The sequence below is a fragment of the Brevundimonas sp. GW821-FHT10E09 genome (assembly GCF_058809375.1).
Genome location: NZ_JBXASO010000007.1, coordinates 125,298 through 145,427, shown reverse-complemented (window position 1 = coordinate 145,427; position 20,130 = coordinate 125,298). Strand labels below are relative to the sequence as shown.

The window sequence follows — 20,130 nt, the reverse complement described above, 5'->3', positions numbered from 1 at the left end:
TCGACGCCCCGGCGTCGGAACTCAGTCCAATCGCGCCAGCACCGGGTCGAGCGAAGCGAGAAAATGCGCCCATCCTGTCTTTGCGCCCTGATAGAATTGGTCTTGGTCGTCCTGAAAGCCCGAATGCTCCATTCGCAAACTCGCGCCCGTAGCCGAAGGCGCAAGCGTCCAGGTCACCACGCTTTCAAGGCCATGGGCGGACCAGCTGTAGGTCAGGGTTCTGTTCGGTTCGATTTCCAGAACCTTGCAGGAAACCGCCCCCCAATCTCCGCGGAACTCGAAGGCGTGGCCAAGCTCGGCCTGAAAATCGTTCTTCATCAGCCACTCTGCGATCAGGTGGGGCTGCGTCAGTGCGCGCCAGATCTTCTCCGGCGGATAGGGAAACTCCCTCTCGATGACGACAGAGCGAATTTGGGTTGCAACCTCGGTCATTGGTCCATCCTCTGGAGTAGATTGTCGAGCTCGTCGAACCGACCTCGCCAGAAGTCGGTCATTCTTCCTGTCCAGTCGTTCAGCGGCGCGAGGGCGTCGGCGCGCGCGCTGTAATGGGTTTCTCGTCCTTGGCGACGATCGCGCACCAAGCCTGCCAGCTTGAGGACGCCGAGGTGTTTTGAGACTGCAGGTTGGGAAACGCCGGACTGTGCAGTAAGCGCGTGCACCGTCTGCTCTCCCTCACGACACAGGCTTTCGAAAAGTCCGCGTCTGGTCGGATCAGCCAAGGTCGTGAAAAGCAGTTCGTGCGAGGCAGACATGAAACCCATAACGCGACAGTGATGAGTTAACCGATAACTTCAAGGTTATGGTTTGTCAATGCGCGCCGCCTGCCTGGGCCCAGACTTGGTACATGCCATGGAAAAGAGTGGGGCGTCGCGCCTCGAGCGTGTCCCACAAGCTCAGATCCAGAGGGTCGGCCGCCCCAAACGCCGAGTTGAAGGCAGCCCTCGCCTCAGGTGAAGCTTCGAAACCCACCAACCGCAGCCCTGCCCCAGCGATCAGCCTGCCCAGTTCCGGCGGCGTGTAGCGATGCTCCTGAACATGGAAGACCAGGTCGCGACAGCCGCTGAGGCTGTAGAAGTCGGCGCTCTCCTTCAGCGCGGCCAAGGGCTCCCCGTCGGGCAGGGCCAGAACATGGGCGCGAAACGCCCGGATGTCCGCCTCGACCGGCGTCCAGCCCCGCGCCCGGATCAGCTGATGTGCCGCCCGCACCACCGCCCGCGCCCGCTCGCTGTAGAGGCCCAGCCGCACCACGCCACCGGGCCGCAAGACGCCCGCCAGCCGCGCCAGCCCGTCCTCGGGCCGCGCCATATGGTGGAGTACGCCCGTGCTGGTGACGACGTCGAACCGCGCTCGCACCTTGTCCAACGCCAGGATGTCGCCCTGGACGAACTGAACCCGCGTCAGCCCGAGGTCTTCCGCCACCCGCATGCCGTGGGCCAGGCTGGCGCGGCTCAGGTCCATGGCGGTGATCGCCAGCGAAGGGTCCATCCGCGCCATGTCGATAGGCTCGAACCCTGTGCCGCACCCCGCGACCAGCACTGTCTCCGCACGACCGGCGAAGGCCTTGCCATCAAGCCCCGGCAGGGCCGCGATCGCATCTGAGAGTCTTCGCGGCGTGGGCGCGGGGGGCGCTGACCAGCGCGGATAGGGGTTGGCCTCGTACTGATCCTTGACCGCTTCGGAAATGGCGTCGGCGCCGTCGGGCGTCAAGGCTGGCACGGACTGGGCCAGAGTACGCTCCCGCGCGGGCTCGTCGATGGCGCGGCGGATCAGTTGCGCCTTGAGTTCGCCCTCCCCCAAGGCCGTCGCTTCTGACAGGGTGGGCGACCGGGACAGCATGGCGACCGCGCCATCAGTTGCCCGTACCTGTGCAACATATTCGGATGCGAAGCCGCTGATCCCCAGGGCGGCGACCAGGTCTCCGATGGGAGTATCGCGTGCGTCCCCCGCCCCTGTTCCCGCCTCGACCACCGCCGTCCGCACCGCATTGAGCCGCATCTCCATGGCGGCGCTGACGTTCACACAGCGCGACAGGAAGGCTAGCCACAAGGGGTCGCGCCCCATGGCATCCAGCGTCGCCGCCGTTCCGTCGAACCGGGCCTGTTTCAACAACAGGGTCTCCGCCGTGACGCGCGCCAGGGTCTGCGGATCTACGGTGGGCGAGCACAGACAAACGAGCAGATCGCGGTCCAGCGCCGGATCCCAGGCGCTGGGCTTTAGCCCTTCCAGCAGGCGCGCGAACGCCGGCGCGACCCGCAACCGCACCGCCGCATCCCCCTCCGCCATCGCCTGGCTCAACAGTTGGGCCGCCGTTCCGGGATCGCCGTGCTCGGCCAGGAACAGACCCATGCCCGCAAGTCCGGGCGCAAAATTGGGCGCCGCCTTCAGGCACGCCTTGTAGGCCGCAAAGGCGCCGTGCAGGTCCCCGTCCGCCAGCCGCCCCTCCGCCTGGGCGAGCAAAGCCCCCGCCTCTTCAATCTGTTCAACCTGCCCCATCGGCCCAGTATGCCGCCGCCGTGCGCTCCGCGCATGAAAAAAGGCCCGGGCGTCTCCGCCCGGACCTCCCATTCGTCGTCGATCAGGCCCGATCAGGCCGTCTCTTCTTCCTCCGACTTCACCGCCACGCCGCCGGCGCTCTTGATGTCGAAGTCGATCTTGCCGTCCTTCAACTGGACCTTGACGTGCCCGCCGCGCGTCAGACGCCCGAACAGGATGTCGTCGGCCAGCGGCTTCTTGATCGAGTCCTGGATGACCCGCGCCAGCGGACGCGCGCCGTACAGTTCGTCGAAGCCGTTCTTGGCCAGCCAGTCGGCCGCCTCGTCGGTCAGTTCGATGGTGATGTTCCGGTCCGCCAGCTGGGCTTCCAGCTGAAGGATGAACTTGGTCACCACCGAGCGGATCGTGTCGGCCTGCAGCGGCTTGAAGGCCACGATGGCGTCCAGGCGGTTCCTGAACTCCGGCGCGAACAGGCGCTGGATGGCCTTGTCGTCCTCGCCCTCGACCTTGCCGCGGCCGAAGCCGATCGAGGCCCGTGCGTTGTCGGCGGCGCCGGCGTTGGTGGTCATGATCAGGATGACGTTCCTGAAATCGACCTTCTTGCCGACCGCATCGGTCAGCATGCCGTTGTCCATCACCTGCAACAGGATGTTGTAGACATCCGGGTGCGCCTTCTCGATCTCGTCCAGCAGCACCACCGAATGCGGATGCTGATCGACGGCGTCGGTCAGCAGACCGCCCTGGTCATGGCCGACATAACCGGGAGGCGCCCCGATCAGACGGCTGACCGTATGGCGCTCCATGTACTCCGACATGTCGAACCTCTGCATCTCGATGCCCAGGGTCGAAGCCAGCTGTTTGGCCACCTCGGTCTTGCCGACGCCGGTCGGACCGCTGAACAGGAAGCTGCCGATCGGCTTGTTCGGGTCGCGCAGACCCGCCCGCGCCAGCTTCATCGCCGCCGAAACCTGTTCGATGGCCTGTTCCTGACCGAAGACGGCCCGTTTCAGATCGACCTCCAGTTCGCGCAGGCTTTCGGTGTCGGATTTGGACACCGACTTGGCCGGGATCCGGGCCATCTTGGCGATGACGGCCTCGATCTCCTTTTGACCGATGACCTTCTTGCGCTTGGATTCGACCACCAGCATCTGCGACGCCCCGGCCTCATCGATCACGTCGATCGCCTTGTCCGGCAGCTTGCGGTCGGTCATGTAGCGGGCCGACAGATCCACCGCGGTGCGGATGGCGCTGTCGGTGTAGCGGACCTTGTGGTGCTGCTCGTAATAGGTCTTCAGACCCTTCAGGATCTTCACCGTGTCCTCGACCGTCGGCTCGTTGACGTCGATCTTCTGGAAGCGACGCACCAGGGCGCGGTCCTTCTCGAAGTGCTGGCGATATTCCTTGTAGGTCGTCGACCCCATGCACCGCAGCGACCCCGAGGCCAGGGCCGGCTTCAGCAGGTTGGAGGCGTCCATGGCCCCGCCCGACGTCGCGCCGGCGCCGATCACCGTGTGGATCTCGTCGATGAAGAGCACGGCGTTGTCGTGGCTTTCCAGCTCCTTGACCACCTGCTTCAGCCGCTCCTCGAAGTCGCCGCGATAGCGAGTGCCGGCCAGCAGGGCGCCCATGTCCAGCGAATAGATGGTGGCGTCCTTCAGGACGTCAGGCACCTCGCCGTTGACGATCTTGCGGGCCAGGCCTTCGGCGATGGCGGTCTTGCCGACGCCGGGGTCGCCGACCAGCAGCGGGTTGTTCTTGGTGCGGCGGCACAGGATCTGGATCGAGCGTTCGACCTCGGCCTGGCGCCCGATCAGCGGATCGACCTTGCCCTGGCGCGACTTCTCGTTGAGGTCGACGCAATAGGCCTGCAGCGCCTCGCCGCCGGATTTGACGGCCGACTGGTCCTCCGCCTCTTCGGGTGAAGAGCCCTTGGCCGGACGGGTCTCGCTGGCGCCCGCCTTCTTGGCGATGCCGTGGGCGATGAAGTTGACCGCGTCATACCGCGTCATGTCCTGCTCCTGCAGGAAATAGGCGGCGTGGCTCTCGCGCTCGGAGAAGATGGCGACCAGCACGTTTGCGCCGGACACTTCCTCGCGCCCGGACGACTGGACGTGAATCACGGCGCGCTGGATCACGCGCTGGAAACCGGCGGTCGGCTTGGCTTCCTCCCCATCGGACGTGGCGAGGGCGGCGAGATCATTATCGACATAGAGCGTCAGCGCGGCCTTGAGCGCGGTCAGATCGACATTGCAGGCGCTCATGACCGCGGTCGCGTCGGGATCGTCGATCAGCGCGAGCAGCAGGTGCTCGAGCGTCGCATACTCGTGCCTGCGCGCATTGGCGTAGCCGACTGCGCGATGCAGGGTTTCTTCGAGAGGACGGGAAAATGAAGGCATAGGGAGGCTCCTCTCAGTCCTTTTCCATCGTGCATTGCAGAGGGTGCTGGTGGCGGCGCGCGGTCTCGATGACCTGCGCGACCTTGGTCTCGGCGACCTCGTAGGTGAAGACGCCGCAAACGCCCACGCCATGCTGATGCACATGCAGCATGATGCGGGTGGCTTCTTCCCGGCTCTTCTGGAAGAACCGCTCCAGCACATAGACGACGAATTCCATCGGCGAATAATCGTCGTTCAGGATCAGCACTCGATAGAGCGAGGGCTTCTGAAGCTTCGGCTTTGTTTCGGTGACGGTGGCGGCGCCTGCGCCTCCCCCGTTTTCACCGGGCCTTTGTATGGGCATTCGTGTTCCGTAATCGGGGAGTCGTCTTCTCTATCAGATAGGGAATGATGGCCTGAATTGAAGCGGCGTCCAGTCACAGGTTTCGTGAAGCGCAAACCACGGTCCCAGAACGAAAAAAACCCCGGGGCGAACCCCGGGGCCTTTCGAATCCGTCAGGATCGCCGCGAAATCAGCGGGCGGCCTGGAAGGTCTCGACCGAGGCGGTGACGCGCTCGTTGATGGGTTTGAGGCTGTCCTTGACCGTTGCGGTGACGATCTCGTTCGTCCGGGTCATTTCAGACATGTAGCGTTCCATGGACTTCTTGGCCCAGTTGGTCTGAAGCTCGAAGAACTCCTGCACCGAACGGGCGGTCGACAGTTCCTTGCTGGCGGCGACGCCGTCTTCCCAGGCGGACTTGGCGAAGCCGAGCGCCTGTTGCGACAGGGCTTCGGCGCCCTTCTGGGCGACCGTGGCCGACTCGACCATGGCGTCGAGGTTCTTCTTGCTGTGAGCGTTCAGTTCGCCCAGCGAAGCCACCGACTTCTCGATGCCTTCACGGAAGGCGTTGGCGCCGGCGGCCTGGAACTCGGCGGCCTGGGCCTTCGCCTTGGCGGCGGTTTGTTCGACGGTCTTCTTCACGGTTTCGGCGCTGTCAGCCATGATCGTGTCTCCAGAGGAAGGAAGAGGGGGAAATAGGCACGGCGAAATCGGGGCGTCGGATGAACTGGCCCGCGACCGTTATGCTGCAAGTGCGAAGGCGATTCAAGATTTTTGTGCAACGCAGCATATGAACGGCGATAATCTGGTTCGACACTTCAAATTCGCGTTGACGGCCGGTTAACCACCATGAAACCCCAAGTTCCTATGCTAGTCCTTTAATCGCGTCGGCCGGGGGGCCTGTCGCACCCTGCTCACCGAGGGTCGTAACCGCCCATGATCGCCTTTCTCCGTCGTGGCCTTTTCGCCGTTCTCGCGCTTTCGCTCGTCCTTGGGGCGAACGTCAGGCCTATCGAGGCCCAGTCGCAGGAAAACAGCCGCTACGCCGCCATCGTCATCGACGCCGCGTCGGGCGAGGTGCTGTTCTCGCGCCACGCCGACAGCCGCCGATATCCGGCGTCCCTGACCAAGATGATGACGCTGTACCTGACGTTTGAAGCCCTGTCTCAGGGCAAGGTCCATGCCGACGACGTCCTCACGGTCTCGCCGCAAGCGGCGGCGCAACCCCCGTCGAAACTCGGGCTGGGCGCAGGCCAGACCATCACCCTGGACGACGCCATGCGGGCCACTGCGGTGCGTTCGGCCAACGACATGGCCGTGGCCATCGCCGAGCATATCGGCGGCTCGGAATCGCGCTTCGCCACCCTGATGACCGCGAAGGCGCAACAGCTGGGCATGACCCAGACGCGCTATTTCACCGCCAACGGCCTGCCCGACGCACGCCAGACGACCTCGGCCCGCGACCAGGCGATCCTGGCTCGCGCCATCATGCGCGATTTCCCGCAGTATTATAAATACTTCGGCCTGCACGACTGGGCCTACAACGGTCGCAGCTATCGCAACACCAACGGCCTACTGCCGACCGGAAACGGTTATGACGGCATGAAGACCGGCTACACCAACGCCTCGGGCTATAATCTGGCCGCCTCGGCGGTGCGCGACGGCCGTCGGCTGATCACCGTCGTCCTGGGCGGCCGCTCCAGCGCCAGCCGCAACGCCCACGTCGCCGAACTGATGGACACCGGCTTCGAGGTCGAGCGTCGTCGCAGCCAGGGCGAAAACATCCAGATCGCCCAGGCCTTCTTCGAACAGCGCGGCTTCGGCGTCGGCGGCGAGTCCCTGTCGCCCAGCGCGCCCGTCGCCTATGCCTCCATCGGCAATGACGAAGACGGCATCGGGGCCGAGTCGAGCGCCGTCGCCTACACGGCGGCTCCGGCGCCCGCCGCTCTGCCGACGCGGATCACGCCCTCGCCATCGGAACGCAGCGCCGCCGCCAGTCAGCGCGCCGCCGCCCAGGCCCAGGCTCAAGCCCAGCCGACCGTCCCGACCCGTCGCGCGCCCGCCAATGTCACCGCCGCCCTGAACGGCGCGCCGTCCGGGGCCGCCGTCGCGCCCTCGACCACGCCGCGCCGCGCCGCGCCGCCGCCCGCCCGCGAACCGGCTCGCGCCGCCGCTCGCCCGTCCGGCCGCTGGGCGGTGCAGGTCGGCGCCTTCCGCGACGAGAAGGTCGCGACCGACTGGCTGGCCGAGGTCAATCGTCGTTTCCGCGCCCAGTTCGCCAGCGCCGAGCGTAATGTTCAGACGGCCGGCGACTGGTACCGTTCACGCTTCACAGGCCTGACCGAAGACACCGCCAAGGCCGCGTGCGACGCCCTGTCGGAACGGCGCGTGACCTGCATGGTCATCCGTCCCGACTGAAATGCGACGGGATCGCCGTCTGCGCTGGTCTTTCCGGCGAGGTTCAAATATCCTGAACTGTCTTAGAACGACGTTCATTCTTCTTATCTGAGCGAATCTCGCGGATCATATCTCCGCGCACGACCCCGTTCAGTTTCCGACCATCGAGGACATGGCCGACACGACCAACAAGCTGGGGCACAAGATCGGCGCGCGGGGCGGGCGCACGCGCCAGGCGATCCTCGACGCGACCCGCGCCCTGCTGAACGAGCGGCACTATGGCGAAATCCGCGTGGCGGACCTCGCCTCGGCCGCCGGGGTGTCCCCGTCCAACTTCTACACCTATTTCAAGACGGTCGAAGAGCCGGTCCTGGCCCTGTGCGAGGCGGCGGCGACGGATTTCCAGGGCCTGGCCGCCCATTTCCAGGCGGATTGGCCGGGCGACAAGGCCTTCGCCATCGGCCGGGCCTTCATACTGGACGTCATGGCCATCTGGCGCGATCACGGTCAGGTGCTGCGGGTCGAGCACATGCTGGCCGACAACGGCGAGGCCGCCTTCGTCGAGAGCCGGGTGCGTCGCCTGCGTCGCCTGCACCTGGCGATCGAACGCCGCGTCGCCCAGGCCCATGCCGCAGGCTTGCATCCCAAGGATTACAGCCCGCGCCTGGCCTCGTACCAGATCGCGTCCATCGCCGAATCGACCGCCGCCAGCTTCGACCTGCTGCGCCGGGCCGATACGCCTGAAGCCATTCTGGACACGGCGGCCATCATCATCGTCAAGCTGACGACCGGGCGCTAGAACCCGAGCGGCCCGGACAGCCAGGTCAGCCAGATTCCGACGGCCAGGAAGACGCCGAACGGCAGTTTCTGCGTTGCGCTGACCGAACGGCGCACCACCAGCATGCCGAACACCAGGCTGAGACCGACGGCCGAGGCCCACAGCAGCACGCTGGGCAGACCCAACCAGCCGACCCAGGCGCCTGCGCCCGCGAACAGGAAGGGATCGCCTCCGCCCAGGCCGTCGCGCTTGCGGACCGCCTTGTACAGCCAGCCGACCAGCCAAAGACCGCCAAAGCCGACCGCCGCTCCAATCAGGTGCGTCAGGACTGAACCCCGGTCGATCAGGGCCGCCGCGATCAGACCTGTGGCCGCCAACGGCCAGGTCAGGACATCGGGCAGCCAGAAATTCTCGGCGTCGATAATGGCGATCAGCAGCAGTTGCCAGCCCAGGACGGCGGTCGCGGCGACCATCAGCCACGACGACCCGCTGAAGCCCGCCCAGACGCCGATCCCGGCGGCCCCCAGCTCGATCAGCGGATAGCGCGGCGAGATGGCTGCGTCGCACCGCGCGCACCGGGCGCGCAGCACCAGCCAGCTGAACAGGGGAACCAGTTCCCACGGCCGCAGGGTCTGGTCACAGCCCATGCAGCGCGACCGGGCGACCACGATGTCCTCGTCACGCGGCAGGCGCACGCTGACCGCCGCCAGGAAGCTGCCGATGATCAGGCCCAGCAGGCCCAGGACGACGGCGGCGACGGCAGGGCTCATCTCGGGGTCCAGTCGGTTAGGCACCGCCCCCGCTTAGCCGCCCCCGAGCGCCACCGCCACATGATAGGTCACGAAGGACGCCAGATAGGCCAGACCGAACATGTAGCCGATCATGATCCAGGTCCATTTCAGCGAATTGGTCTCGCGCTTCACCACGCCCAGGGTCGCCACGCACTGGGGCGCGAAGATGTACCAGGCCAGGAAGGACAGGGCCGTCGCCAGCGACCATTGGGACGACAGGGTCGAGGCCAGAAGCCCGGTCGCATTCTCGGCGTCGGCGATGGCGTAGGTCGTGCCCAGGGCCGCCACCGCCACCTCGCGCGCCGCCATGCCGGGGATCAGGGCCACGACCATCTGCCAGTTGAAGCCGATGGGCGCGAAGATCGGCTCCAGCGCCCGCCCGATCATGCCGGCGAACGAATAGTCGATGTCCGGCATGGTCGCGTTCTCGGGCGGATAGGGGAAGGTCGCCAGAACCCACAGGATGATCACCAGCGGCAGGATGATCCGGCCGGCGCGGTTGACGAAGATCTTGGCGCGAATCCAAAGGTTGAAGACGACGCTCTTGAAATCCGGAACCTTGTAGGTGGGCAGCTCCATCATGAAGGGCTCCACAGCCCCGCGCCAGAAGACCTTGCGGATCACCAGCGACACCAGCAGGGCGCTGACGATGCCCGCGGCGTAGAGGCCGAACATCACCAGGCCTTGCAGATTGACGAAGCCCCAGACGGTCTCGTTGGGAATGAAGGCCGCGATGATCAGGGTATAGACCGGAATCCGCGCCGAACAGGTCATCAGCGGCGCGACCAGTATGGTGGTCAGGCGGTCGCGCTTCGAATCGATCACCCGCGCCGCCATGATGCCGGGAATGGCGCAGGCGAAGCTGGACAACAGGGGGATGAAGGCCCGGCCGTGCAGCCCCGCCCCGCCCATGATCTTGTCCATCAGGAAGGCGGCGCGCGCCATATAGCCGAAGTCTTCCAGGGCGATGATGAACAGGAACAGGATCAGGATCTGCGGCAGGAAGACCAGCACGCTGCCGACCCCCGAGATGATCCCGTCGACAATCAGACTTTGCAGCAGGCCGTCGGGAATGAGCGCGGCCACGCCGGCGCCCAGCCATCCGACGATCCCCTCGATCCCGTCCATCAGGGGCGCGGCCCAGCTGAACACGGCCTGGAACATGGCGAACAGGATGATCATCAGAATGATCATGCCGCCCAGCGGATGCAGCAGGACGCTGTCGATACGCCCCGTCAGAGTGTCCGGCCGCTCGGGCGGGCGCACGCAGGCCTTCATGATCCGTTCCGCCTCGCGGGCGGCGGTGCGCAGCTCGGTCGCGTCGGGACTGCGCCACTGGTTCTCGCTGGCGGCGGCGACATCGACCTGGGTCTCGACGGCGGCGATCAGATCGTCGATTCCGCGCTTGCGCGTCGCGACCGTGGTGATGATCGGCACGCCCAGTTCGGCGCCCAGTTTTTCCAGGTCGATCCGCAGGCCCTGACGCTGGGCGATGTCGTACATGTTCAAGGCCAGGACCATGGGCCGGCCGACGGCCTTCAGCTCCAGGACCAGGCGCAGGATCAGGCGCAGATTGGTGGCGTCGGCCACGCAGACCACCACATCCGGCGGGGTTTCACCGGCCAGCCGGCCCAGGACCGCGTCGCGGGTGACTTCCTCGTCGGGACTGCGGGCGCGCAGCGAATAGGTGCCGGGCAGGTCCAGCACCGACATGGTCCGGCCGGAGGCGGCGCGGATCAGCCCCTCCTTCCGCTCCACCGTGACCCCGGCGTAGTTGGCGACCTTCTGGTGGGCGCCGGTCAGGGCGTTGAACAGGGCCGTCTTGCCGCTGTTGGGATTGCCGACCAGGGCGACGCGGGCGGTCTTCAGGGCCATGTCCATCAGGCGGCGTCCAGCCTGATCGTCAGACTGGCGGCCTCGTGGCGGCGCAGGGCCACGCGCATGTCATCCACCTTGATCGCGATGGGATCGCGACCGAACAGGCCTTCGTGCAGCAGTTCGACGTGCGCGCCCTCGACGAAGCCCAGTTCAAGCAGGCGGCGTTCCAGTTCAACCGCCTCGCCCTGGTGGTGACAATGGGCGCCCACCTGGGTGATCACGCCTTGATCGCCGCGGCGGGCCTGGCTCAGCTTTATGGTATCGGTCAAATCTAGACTCGCACGGGCGGACGCCGCCCCCCGGCGACTCCGCGTTTCTTTGACACTGATTATCAGGTGCGCGCCCCATCCGTCCAGCAGGACAGCTTGACCAATTGCTGCGTCCGGAGTTTTCCCTATGTCGCGCGAAAACTGGAGCCCTTGATGAGCCGTCTCACCCCCCTCGCCGTTCCCTTGATTCTGGCGCTTGCCGCCTGCGGCCCGGGCGATCGGCCCAGCAAGACGGGCGACGAGGGCCGACCGGCCGCCAAGCCGGCGCGCGTCGCCACGGATGCCGAAAAGGCCAGTCTTCTGGCCGCCCTGCCCGCACCGTATAACGCCGGAGACCTGGCCAATGGTCGTCGCGTCTTCGCCCGCTGCCGCTCGTGCCACACCATCGGGCAGGACGGGCCGGATCTGGCGGGACCGAACCTGCACGGCGTGTTCGGGCGCAAGGCGGGGGATCGCCCGCGTTTCAACTATTCCAACGTCATGCGCACGGCGGAATTCACCTGGGACGCCGAAAAGCTGGACCACTGGCTGCAGAATCCGAAGACCTTCCTGCCGGGCAACAAGATGAACTATCCTGGTCTGCCCGATGCAACGGACCGCCGCGACGTCATCGCCTTCCTGAAGGTGGAGACGGGCTATAAGCCCCAGAGCCCGGCGGCGCCCGCCTCCTGATCCTTCAGCCCTCTTCGATGGGTTTGGGTCCGCCCTCGCGCATTTCCTGGGCCTCCCACTCCGCGATCTTGCGGGCGGTCCATTCCGGCGACTTGGTGAAGCGCGCCAGCACGCCATAGATCACCGGCACGACGAACAGGGTCAGGACGGTGGCGAAGATGGCGCCGGTGAAGATCACCACGCCGATGGTCTGACGGCTGCCGGCGCCCGCGCCCTGCCACAGCACCAGCGGCAGGGCGCCGAAGGCGGTGGCGATGGAGGTCATGATGATCGGCCGCAGGCGAAGCGACGCCGACTCGATGATCGCCTCGCGGATCGACCGGCCCTGGTCGCGCAGCTGGTTGGCGAATTCGACGATCAGGATGCCGTTCTTGGCCGCCACCCCGATCAGGATGATCAGGCCGATCTGGCTGTAGATGTTCAGGCTGGACCCCGCCATCAGCAGGCCGAACAGGCCGCCCGCCGCCGCCAGCGGCACCGTCAGCATGATGACCGCCGGGGTGATCCAGCTCTCGAACTGGGCCGCCAGCACCAGGAAGACCAGCAACAGCGCCAGGCCGAAGGCCGCCAGCACAGCCCCGCCCGCCTCCTGCTGATCGCGTGCGGCGCCGCCCCACTGGGTGATCACCCCGCCCGTCGGCTGTTTGGCCGCCTCGGCGCTGAGGAACTGGATCGCATCGTCGATGGTCATGCCGGGGTTCAGATCGGCCTGAAGCGAGATGGCCCGCTGGCGATCCAGACGCCGGCGATCCGGCGTGTCGCCCGAGGTCTTGGTCGTCACCACCGCCGACAGAGGCACCAGCTGGCCCGCGCCGGTCGCGACATAGAGCGCTTCCAGATCCGCCACTTCGCGGCGGTTGTCCCGGTCGGTCTGCAGGATGACGTCATACTCCTGGCCGCCCTTGATATAGGTGGTGGCGGTGCGCGACCCGAACATGGTCTCCAGCGTCCGCCCGATGGACTGGGACGAGACGCCCAGCGCCGCCGCCTTCTGCGGATCGACATCGACCAACAGGCGCGGCGAATTGGGTTCGTAATTCAGGCGCGGACGCGAGAAACCGGGGTTGGCCTGGGCCGCCGCCAGCAGGGGCTGAAGCCAGTTGTAGATCTGCTGGTAGTCGGTCCCCGTTGCGATCAGCTCGACCGAATTGGAGTTGCCGCCCCCCCGCTGGAAGGCGCCGGGGGTCGAGGCGTTGACCTGGGCGTCTGTCTGGCCGCGCAGCTTGCCGTTCAGCTCCTGGGCGATCTCGGCGGCGGTGCGGTCGCGCTTGGACCAGTCGGACAGGACCAGGACGCCATTGCCCGTGTTGAAACTGCCGCCGCCGAAGCCGGGCGCCGACACCAGATAGGAATCCGCCTCGCCACTGTTCTTGTATTCGGCCAGCAGGGGTTCCAGCCCCATCATGATCTTGCGGGTATAGTCGAAGCCTGCCCCCTCCGGTCCGGCGACACGCACCGAGACCCGGCCTCGATCTTCATCCGGCACCAACTCGTTGGGCAGGACCAGGAAGATGCCCCCGGCTCCGGCCGCCACCAGGACGATCAGGGCGCCGACGCCGATGACGGCGATCCGCTTGCCCAGCAGCATGTCCAGCGACCGGCCATAGGAGGTCTTCAGTCGGTCCATGCCCCAATCGACCCGGCGCGCGACCCAGCCGCCGCCATGCGCCGGCTTCAGGATCTTGGACGCCAGCATCGGCGACAGGCTCAGCGCCAAGAAGGCCGAGAAGGCCACCGCCGCCGCGATGGCGGCTGCAAGCTCGACGAACAGCCGTCCGACATAGCCCGGCAGGAACAGCAGGGGCGCGAACACCGACAACAGGACGATGGTCGTGGCCACGACGGCGAAGAAGACCTGGCGCGCCCCCCGTTCGGCCGCGACCAGCGGCGGCTCGCCATGGTCCAGACGACGCTGGATGTTCTCGACCACCACGATGGCGTCATCGACGACCAGACCGATGGCCAGAACCAGGGCCAGCAGGGTGAGCAGATTCAGCGAAAAGCCCAGGGGCGCCAGGACGATGAAGGTCGCCAGCAGACAGATGGGCGCCACGATGGACGGGATCAGGGCGGCGCGCAGGCTGCCCAGGAAGATGAAGTTGACCAGGGCCACCAGGGCCATGGAGATGCCGATGGTGATCCAGACCTCGTCGATGGCGTGTGAGGTGAAGACGGAGTTGTCCGACCCGATCTCCAGCGTCACGCCCGGCGGCAGGCTGGGCCGGATCTCGTCGATCATCTTGTGGACGCCGTCCGAGATGGCCAGGTCGTTCGACTGGGCCTGGCGGGTCACCGCCAGACCGATCTGATCCATGCTGTTGCCGCGGAACAGACGACGCGGCTCCTCGGGCGCCTCCTCGACCCGGGCGATGTCGCCCAGGCGGGTCACATAGGTCGGCTGACCCTGGATGATTGCGGAAGAGCCGCTGCCCGCGCCGGTCGCCACGGCGGTCGAGGCGGAGGCGGACCCCCGCGTGCCGATGGGCAGTTGGCGGAAATCGTCAGGCCGGGCGTAGGTGCGGGCCACCCGGACGGTGTAGTCCTTGTCGGTCGATTCCAGCGAGCCGGCGGGCAGTTCGACATTCTGGCTTGTCAGGGCCGTCTCGACGTCGTTGACCGTCAGACCGCGCGCGGCCATGGCGGCGGAATCCAGCCAGATGCGCATCGAATAGCGTTGCTCGCCATAGATGTTGACCTGGGCCACGCCCGGCACCGTCGCCATCCGATCCACCAGATAGCGGTCGGCGTAGTCGGTCAGCTGCAGCCGGTTCATCGTCGTCGAGCGCAGGAAGACGATGATGATGGGCTGACTGTCGGAATCCGCCTTGGCCACTTCCGGCGGGTCGGCCTGATCCGGCAGGCGGCCCACGACGCGGCTGACCCGGTCGCGCACGTCATTGGCGGCGTCGTCGATATTGCGGTCCAGCGAGAACTCGATGTTCACGTTCGACCGGCCGTCTCGGCTGGTCGAGTTGATGCGTTCGACGCCTTGGATGCCGGCGATCTGCTGCTCGATGGGCTCAGTGATCCGGCTCTCGATCACCTCGGCCGACGCCCCAGCGTAGGAGGTGTTGACCGAGACGATGGGCGGATCGACGTCCGGCAGTTCGCGCACGGGCAGGAAGAAGAAGGCGGCGGCCCCGATCACGCACAGGACGATGGCGGCGACCGCCGCGAAGACCGGACGCCGGACCGAGACATCGGAAAGCATCATCGGGCGGCGGCCCGCTGGCCTTGGGCGCGGGGAACGCTGACGGGCGCCCCCGGCTGAATCCGGTTCAGGCCCGAACCGACGATCCGGTCCCCGACGTCCACGCCCGAAAGGATCTCGACGAAGCCGTTCTCGACGGCGCCGGCCACGATCTCGACCCGCTGAGCGGTCGAGCCCTCGGCCCCGGCGGCGATGCGATAGACGAAGGCGCCCGCCCCTTCGTACTGGACGGCGGATTCGGGCGCGGCCGGCGCCTGGCGCTGGCCCTGCTGGACCACGACGCGCAGCAGCATGCCGGGGCGGATACGACCGCCGGGATTGGGAAACTCGGCGCGGGCCGTGGCGGCGCGGGTGGTCTCGTTCACGCGCGTGTCGATCAGGGCGATCCGCCCCTGGAACGGCGTTTCGCCATAGGCGTCGGCCGTCGCCGTGATCGGCGCTCCGGCTTTCAGCACATCCAGATACCGCTCAGGCAGAGGGAAGTCGACGCGGATGGTCGATGTGTCGTCCAGGGTCGCGATGACGGCGCCCGGATTGATCAGCGTGCCCGGCGTCACCGTGGTCAGGCCCAGGGTCCCGGCGAAGGGCGCGCGAATGACCCGGTCGCCGCGACGCGCCTGCGCCGCCTGCAACGAGGCGCGCGCCGTCTCCAGCGCCGTCTCAGCCTGTTCAAGCAGCACCTGAGGGGCGACCCCCCGATCCGCCAGGGCCTTGTAGCGGTCATACTCGCGTTGGGCCTGGGCGACGTTGGCGCGGGCCTCGATGATGTCCGCATCCTCTTCACGGGCCTGCAGTTCGACCAGGGGCGCGCCCGCCGACACCGTCTGGCCGTCGGTGAACAGGACGCGGGTGATCAGCTCCGTGGTGGACGAGGTGATGTTGACCGATCTCTGTCCCCGCGCCACGCCCAGGACGCGGATCTGATCCGAGAACGACCGCTGGGACACCGTGGCTTCGGACACCTGCTGGCCTCCGCGCCGTCCCCCGCCTGGCGGGCCGCCCGCATCATCGTCTGCGAAAGCGACTTTCAGCACAGCGGCAAGCACCATCAGCCCCAGCAGAACCGCTGCGGCGATCAGGAAGAAGTGGCGTTTTATCACGCAACGGTCTTTCAATTCAGAGGACGCGCACGCTTAGCGGCTTCTCTCCGCCATGCGCAACATTACCTATTGGTAACGTCGCCTACGCTGAATTCCGTCGCCGGGATTACATTCAAAACCTGCGCCAGATCGCCACAACCGGTCCATGGGCGATGGCCGTCTCCCGACCCGCGACCGTCTGGCGCCAACCGGCCTGGATGCTCCAGCCCCCCATGTCGCGCACCACGGACGCCTCGAGCGACAACCAACGTGCGCCGCCGTCCGCCGCGCCGCCGAAAGCCTGGCCCATCACCAGCCACTGGCCCCCGATACGCCCGCCCAGCGTAGCGTCCACACGGGTTTCATCAGGCAGACCGTCGCGCAGCCGGCGGGCGATCTGCAGTTCGACGAAGGACTGATCCATGCCCCACCGGGCTCCGGCCCCGCCGAACGATCGACCCGCTGAAGCCCGCGCCTCCCAGTCGTATTCGCCGACGCCCGGCGAGGCGTAGCCTGCGTTGCGCCCCTCGCCGGCTTGAGCGTATCCGCCATAGAGACTGACGGCATTGTGATCATCGCGCCAGACTTGCCAGGTCGCCCCGATCTCGACCGGCCCGCGCCCTTCATAGTCGACGAAGGCGTCTTCCCCCTGCTGCCAATCGGCCTTCAGTTGAAGGGTCAGACGATCTGTCAGCCCGTATTCGGCGAACAGACCCAGCGTCGTGTCGGTGCGGTCGGCCTCCAGCGGCTGCTCTTCGCCTGAGGGATCGAAGCCCGTTTCGGCGCGCATGTCCTCGTATTTGACGATCGCCTGTCCCCGGCCCCTGGGCTGGGTCCAGGCCCCGGCGAAGGCCTCCTCGGCCAGAAGACCTCCGCACAGGCCGACGACGGCCGCCAGGGCGCCGAACGCCCCGCCGGACTTCAGGCGTCGTAGCCGGGCGACTTCCGATCCAGCTGACGCAGGGCGCCCGGCCAGGCCAGGGACGAAACGAAGCTGATGCCCCGCCCCTGTTCCCTGGTTTCGGACTGGGCTTGATCCGGCGCGATCAGCACGTGTTCGCGGCCGCCCGACAGGGCGGCCACCTGCTGTGCGCAGGCCCTCTCGAGGAAGAATATCCCGATCCATGCCTGCGCCGCCGTTTCCCCGACCGCCAAAGTGCCGTGATTTCTCAGCAGCATCAGTGACTTGTCCCCCAGGTCGGCCACCAGACGTTCGCGTTCGTCAAGATTCAGGGCCAGTCCCTCATACCCATGATACGCAACCTGATGCTGCAGTAAACACGCGTTCTGACTGATGGGCAGCAATCCATGCTGCTGGGCGGCCACTCCAACCCCGTTGACCGTATGCAGGTGGATGACGAATTTCGCATCCTCGCGCGCCGCATGGACCGCCGAATGGATGGTGAAGCCGGCCGGATTGATGAAGTCGGTCGTCTCCTGAACGACGTTCCCTTCCAGATCGACCTTCACCAGCGAGGAGGCGGTGATCTCGTCGAAATAATAGCCGTAGGGATTGATCAGGAAATGATGCTCGGGGCCGGGCACGCGGGCCGAGATGTGGGTGAAGATCATGTCGTCCCACCCGTTCAGCGCCACGAGGCGATAAAGGGCGGCCAGATTCACACGCACCTGCCATTCGGCCTCGGACACGCGGGATTTCAATGCGGGATGGGCGCCGTCGGCCATGGTTTCCTCCTGTATGGCAGGGCCTCTGCTGGGCTTTGCTTCAGCGTCTCCCTCCGTCGTCGATCCGTCAAGCGGCTGCAGGCCCAGTCCGCAGGGGGTTAACCGTCACGTTTCAGATTCCGTTAACCGCGTCTTCACGCCGCAGCCCCATGATGATCGCGAGAGTTTGCTGCGTCCGGGAGTCGCCGTGTCCGCTGTCGTCCAACTGAGGACCTCGTCCAGAACGGACAGAGATCTGTCGCCGCAGGACCTTGTCGATCTAGCCCGCAGCAAGGCTCCAGACGATCGTCACCGCCTGTTGATGGGCGTCATCGCCCTGTGTGAAAGCGCCGCGCCGGCCACGCCCCTGCCGACCGCGCTCGGCGAGATCTTCCTGACCCTGGCCGCCCAGGCCGAGCACGAGATCCGCAGGCAGTTGTCCGAACGCCTGGCTCACGCCGACTGGGCCCCGCCGGCGCTGATCGACATGCTGGCGCTGGACGAAATCGACATCGCCGCCCCGGTCATCGCCGCCAGCCCCCTGCTGAAGGACGCCGCCCTGATCCGCGTCCTGGTCGAGACCACGCTGGAGCACCAGATCGCCGTGGCCCGCCGCCCCAATCTGTCGGGCGGCGTCGTGGACGCCATTCTGGACCGCGCGGATCCCGTCACCATGACCGCCCTGGCCTCCAACCGCAGCGCCGAGATCGGCGAGGCCGCCATGCACCGCCTGGTCGAACATTCCCGCCGTATCGCCGGACTGCGCGCGCCCCTGGCGCGCCATCCCAGGCTCAGCGAGTCCCTGGCGCAGGAACTGTACCAATGGGTCGGCCAGGCCCTGCGCCAGTCGATCGGCGAACGTTTCCAGATCGACGACCGGCTGTTGAACGCCGCCGTGCGGGAAGCGTCCGCAAAGGCGTCACGCATCCCGGTCTGGCGCCCCCTGCCGAACGGCCGCAACGCCGAGGATCGCGAACGCCAGGAAATGGAACGTCGCCTGGTCGACAAGCTGCAGGCGGCCGGCCAACTGCGTCCCGGCATCCTCATCCGCGCCCTGCGCGAGCAGCGATACGGCTTGTTCGAACGGGCTCTGGGCCACCTGGGCGGATTCAGCCCCGCCCAGGTCCGGGCCGCGATTCATTCGTCGACCGCAGAACCCCTTTATCTGGCGTGCACTGCCGTGGGCCTGGACAAGGCGGTTTTCGCCTCCGTCCTGGCCGAACTGCGCAAGCTGACCGACGGCCTGCCCGGCGACGGCGGCTGGTCCGCCACGCCGATGAACAGTCATTCCGCAGCCCGCGCCTTCCGCCAGATGATGGAAAGATTCGCGACAGTTTGACTTCGGCGCCAAGCTGAGGCTCACGTTCGCGCGTGAACCCGACTCCGCCCGTCCCCGCCCTGGCCTTCACCGCCAGCGACCGCCCCGAGGCCCAGGCGGCGCGCCAGGGTCTGATCGCGCGCTACGGCGCCGTTCCGGAAGAAGAGGCCGACGTCATCGTCGCCCTGGGCGGCGACGGGCAGATGCTGGAGACCCTGCACGCCAACCTGCGTCGTCGCACCCCGGTGTACGGCATGAACCGCGGTTCGGTCGGGTTTCTGATGAACGACTATGACGAGGACGATCTGATCGCCCGCGTGGTCGCCGCTGAACGCACTGTGATCCATCCGCTGCAGATGGACGCCTGGACCGAGAGCGGCGAGGTCCACACCGGCCTGGCCATCAACGAGGTCTCCCTGCTTCGCCAGACCCGCCAGAGCGCCAAGCTGAAGATCACGGTCGACGACAGGGTGCGGCTGGAAGAGCTGTCGTGCGACGGCTGCCTGGTGGCGACCCCGGCCGGATCCACCGCCTATAATCTGTCGGCCCACGGCCCGATCATTCCTCTGGACGCCCGTATTCTGGCCCTGACCCCGATCAGCGCCTTCCGTCCCCGTCGCTGGCGCGGCGCCCTGCTGTCCCACGGCGCCAAGGTGCGGTTCGACGTGCTGGAGCCGGACAAGCGGCCGGTCTCCGCCACGGCCGACAATTTCGAAGTTCGGCGCGTGGCGCGGGTCGAGGTGCGTGAACGCCGCGACGTCGCCCTGACCATGCTGTTTGACGCAGGCCGGTCGTTCGACGAGCGGGTGATGGCCGAGCAGTTCGCCAACTGACGACCGCCCCTACACCCCTTCTTAAGGGCG

The 20,130-nt window shown here is 66.7% G+C and carries 18 protein-coding genes; 5 read left to right on the top strand and 13 right to left on the bottom strand.

Annotated features, from left to right (window positions below; genetic code table 11):
* Window positions 1–21: 21 nt before the first annotated feature.
* The 6 genes from AC1RSI_RS08680 to AC1RSI_RS08655 all read right to left on the bottom strand — a co-directional run bounded on the left by AC1RSI_RS08680 (window position 22) and on the right by AC1RSI_RS08655 (window position 5,872).
* Window positions 22–432: an SRPBCC family protein gene (locus AC1RSI_RS08680; protein ID WP_035309620.1), complete on the bottom strand. Its 411-nt coding sequence runs from the start codon at window positions 430–432 to the stop codon at window positions 22–24.
* On the bottom strand, window positions 429–752 hold the full coding sequence (locus tag AC1RSI_RS08675; RefSeq protein ID WP_154725180.1) for an ArsR/SmtB family transcription factor: 324 nt from the start codon (window positions 750–752) through the stop codon (window positions 429–431). Before AC1RSI_RS08675 ends, AC1RSI_RS08680 begins: the two co-directional genes overlap by 4 nt.
* Window positions 753–807: 55 nt before the next feature.
* Window positions 808–2,493, bottom strand: a complete 1,686-nt coding sequence (locus AC1RSI_RS08670; protein WP_008262082.1) for a class I SAM-dependent methyltransferase — start codon at window positions 2,491–2,493, stop codon at window positions 808–810.
* Window positions 2,494–2,585: 92 nt separating this feature from the next.
* Window positions 2,586–4,889: an ATP-dependent Clp protease ATP-binding subunit ClpA gene (clpA, locus tag AC1RSI_RS08665; protein WP_008264041.1), complete on the bottom strand. Its 2,304-nt coding sequence runs from the start codon at window positions 4,887–4,889 to the stop codon at window positions 2,586–2,588.
* A gap of 13 nt (window positions 4,890–4,902) precedes the next feature.
* Window positions 4,903–5,232, bottom strand: coding sequence for an ATP-dependent Clp protease adapter ClpS (gene clpS, locus AC1RSI_RS08660; RefSeq protein WP_035309618.1), 330 nt, complete (start codon window positions 5,230–5,232; stop codon window positions 4,903–4,905).
* Window positions 5,233–5,401: 169 nt separating this feature from the next.
* The gene (locus AC1RSI_RS08655) at window positions 5,402–5,872 is read right to left on the bottom strand and encodes a phasin family protein (RefSeq protein ID WP_008261352.1); all 471 of its coding nucleotides are present in this window, start codon (window positions 5,870–5,872) and stop codon (window positions 5,402–5,404) included.
* Window positions 5,873–6,145: 273 nt separating this feature from the next.
* Here AC1RSI_RS08655 and AC1RSI_RS08650 point away from each other — a divergent pair, with 273 nt between their 5' ends.
* The gene (locus tag AC1RSI_RS08650) at window positions 6,146–7,627 is read left to right on the top strand and encodes a D-alanyl-D-alanine carboxypeptidase (RefSeq protein ID WP_154725182.1); all 1,482 of its coding nucleotides are present in this window, start codon (window positions 6,146–6,148) and stop codon (window positions 7,625–7,627) included.
* A 151-nt stretch (window positions 7,628–7,778) separates the two neighbouring features.
* A complete protein-coding gene (locus AC1RSI_RS08645) occupies window positions 7,779–8,405 on the top strand; it encodes a TetR/AcrR family transcriptional regulator (protein WP_035310838.1) in 627 nt (208 codons plus the stop codon).
* Here AC1RSI_RS08645 and AC1RSI_RS08640 read toward each other — a convergent pair.
* From AC1RSI_RS08640 to AC1RSI_RS08630, 3 genes are read right to left on the bottom strand one after another with little or no spacing between them, the layout of a single operon-like run.
* On the bottom strand, window positions 8,402–9,154 hold the full coding sequence (locus AC1RSI_RS08640) for a prepilin peptidase (RefSeq protein WP_154725183.1): 753 nt from the start codon (window positions 9,152–9,154) through the stop codon (window positions 8,402–8,404). The genes AC1RSI_RS08645 and AC1RSI_RS08640 overlap by 4 nt on opposite strands.
* A gap of 33 nt (window positions 9,155–9,187) precedes the next feature.
* Window positions 9,188–11,056 (bottom strand): ferrous iron transporter B, encoded by a 1,869-nt coding sequence (gene feoB, locus AC1RSI_RS08635; RefSeq protein ID WP_008259671.1) that lies wholly within the window; start codon window positions 11,054–11,056, stop codon window positions 9,188–9,190.
* Window positions 11,056–11,322, bottom strand: a complete 267-nt coding sequence (locus AC1RSI_RS08630; protein WP_008258842.1) for a FeoA family protein — start codon at window positions 11,320–11,322, stop codon at window positions 11,056–11,058. The genes feoB and AC1RSI_RS08630 overlap by 1 nt, the downstream gene beginning before the upstream one ends.
* Before the next feature lie 153 nt (window positions 11,323–11,475).
* On the opposite strand from AC1RSI_RS08630, the gene AC1RSI_RS08625 reads away from it, so the two are divergent.
* Window positions 11,476–11,994, top strand: a complete 519-nt coding sequence (locus AC1RSI_RS08625) for a c-type cytochrome (RefSeq protein ID WP_035310842.1) — start codon at window positions 11,476–11,478, stop codon at window positions 11,992–11,994.
* 4 nt (window positions 11,995–11,998) lie between these two features.
* Here AC1RSI_RS08625 and AC1RSI_RS08620 read toward each other — a convergent pair whose 3' ends face one another.
* The 4 genes from AC1RSI_RS08620 to AC1RSI_RS08605 all read right to left on the bottom strand — a co-directional run bounded on the left by AC1RSI_RS08620 (window position 11,999) and on the right by AC1RSI_RS08605 (window position 17,970).
* Window positions 11,999–15,205, bottom strand: coding sequence for an efflux RND transporter permease subunit (locus AC1RSI_RS08620; RefSeq protein ID WP_230307483.1), 3,207 nt, complete (start codon window positions 15,203–15,205; stop codon window positions 11,999–12,001).
* The gene (locus AC1RSI_RS08615; protein WP_008260424.1) at window positions 15,205–16,305 is read right to left on the bottom strand and encodes an efflux RND transporter periplasmic adaptor subunit; all 1,101 of its coding nucleotides are present in this window, start codon (window positions 16,303–16,305) and stop codon (window positions 15,205–15,207) included. The genes AC1RSI_RS08620 and AC1RSI_RS08615 overlap by 1 nt, the downstream gene beginning before the upstream one ends.
* A gap of 112 nt (window positions 16,306–16,417) precedes the next feature.
* Entirely contained in the window at window positions 16,418–17,074 is a 657-nt protein-coding gene (locus AC1RSI_RS08610; RefSeq protein WP_154725185.1) for a hypothetical protein, read from the bottom strand.
* 131 nt (window positions 17,075–17,205) lie between these two features.
* Window positions 17,206–17,970 carry a class II aldolase/adducin family protein gene (locus AC1RSI_RS08605; RefSeq protein WP_008264051.1) on the bottom strand — a complete coding sequence of 255 codons (765 nt, stop codon included), beginning with the start codon at window positions 17,968–17,970 and terminating at the stop codon, window positions 17,206–17,208.
* A gap of 187 nt (window positions 17,971–18,157) precedes the next feature.
* On the opposite strand from AC1RSI_RS08605, the gene AC1RSI_RS08600 reads away from it, so the two are divergent.
* Window positions 18,158–19,288 carry a DUF2336 domain-containing protein gene (locus tag AC1RSI_RS08600; protein ID WP_230307478.1) on the top strand — a complete coding sequence of 377 codons (1,131 nt, stop codon included), beginning with the start codon at window positions 18,158–18,160 and terminating at the stop codon, window positions 19,286–19,288.
* A gap of 32 nt (window positions 19,289–19,320) precedes the next feature.
* Window positions 19,321–20,100: an NAD kinase gene (locus tag AC1RSI_RS08595; protein WP_154725186.1), complete on the top strand. Its 780-nt coding sequence runs from the start codon at window positions 19,321–19,323 to the stop codon at window positions 20,098–20,100.
* The last annotated feature ends 30 nt before the right edge of the window (window positions 20,101–20,130 follow it).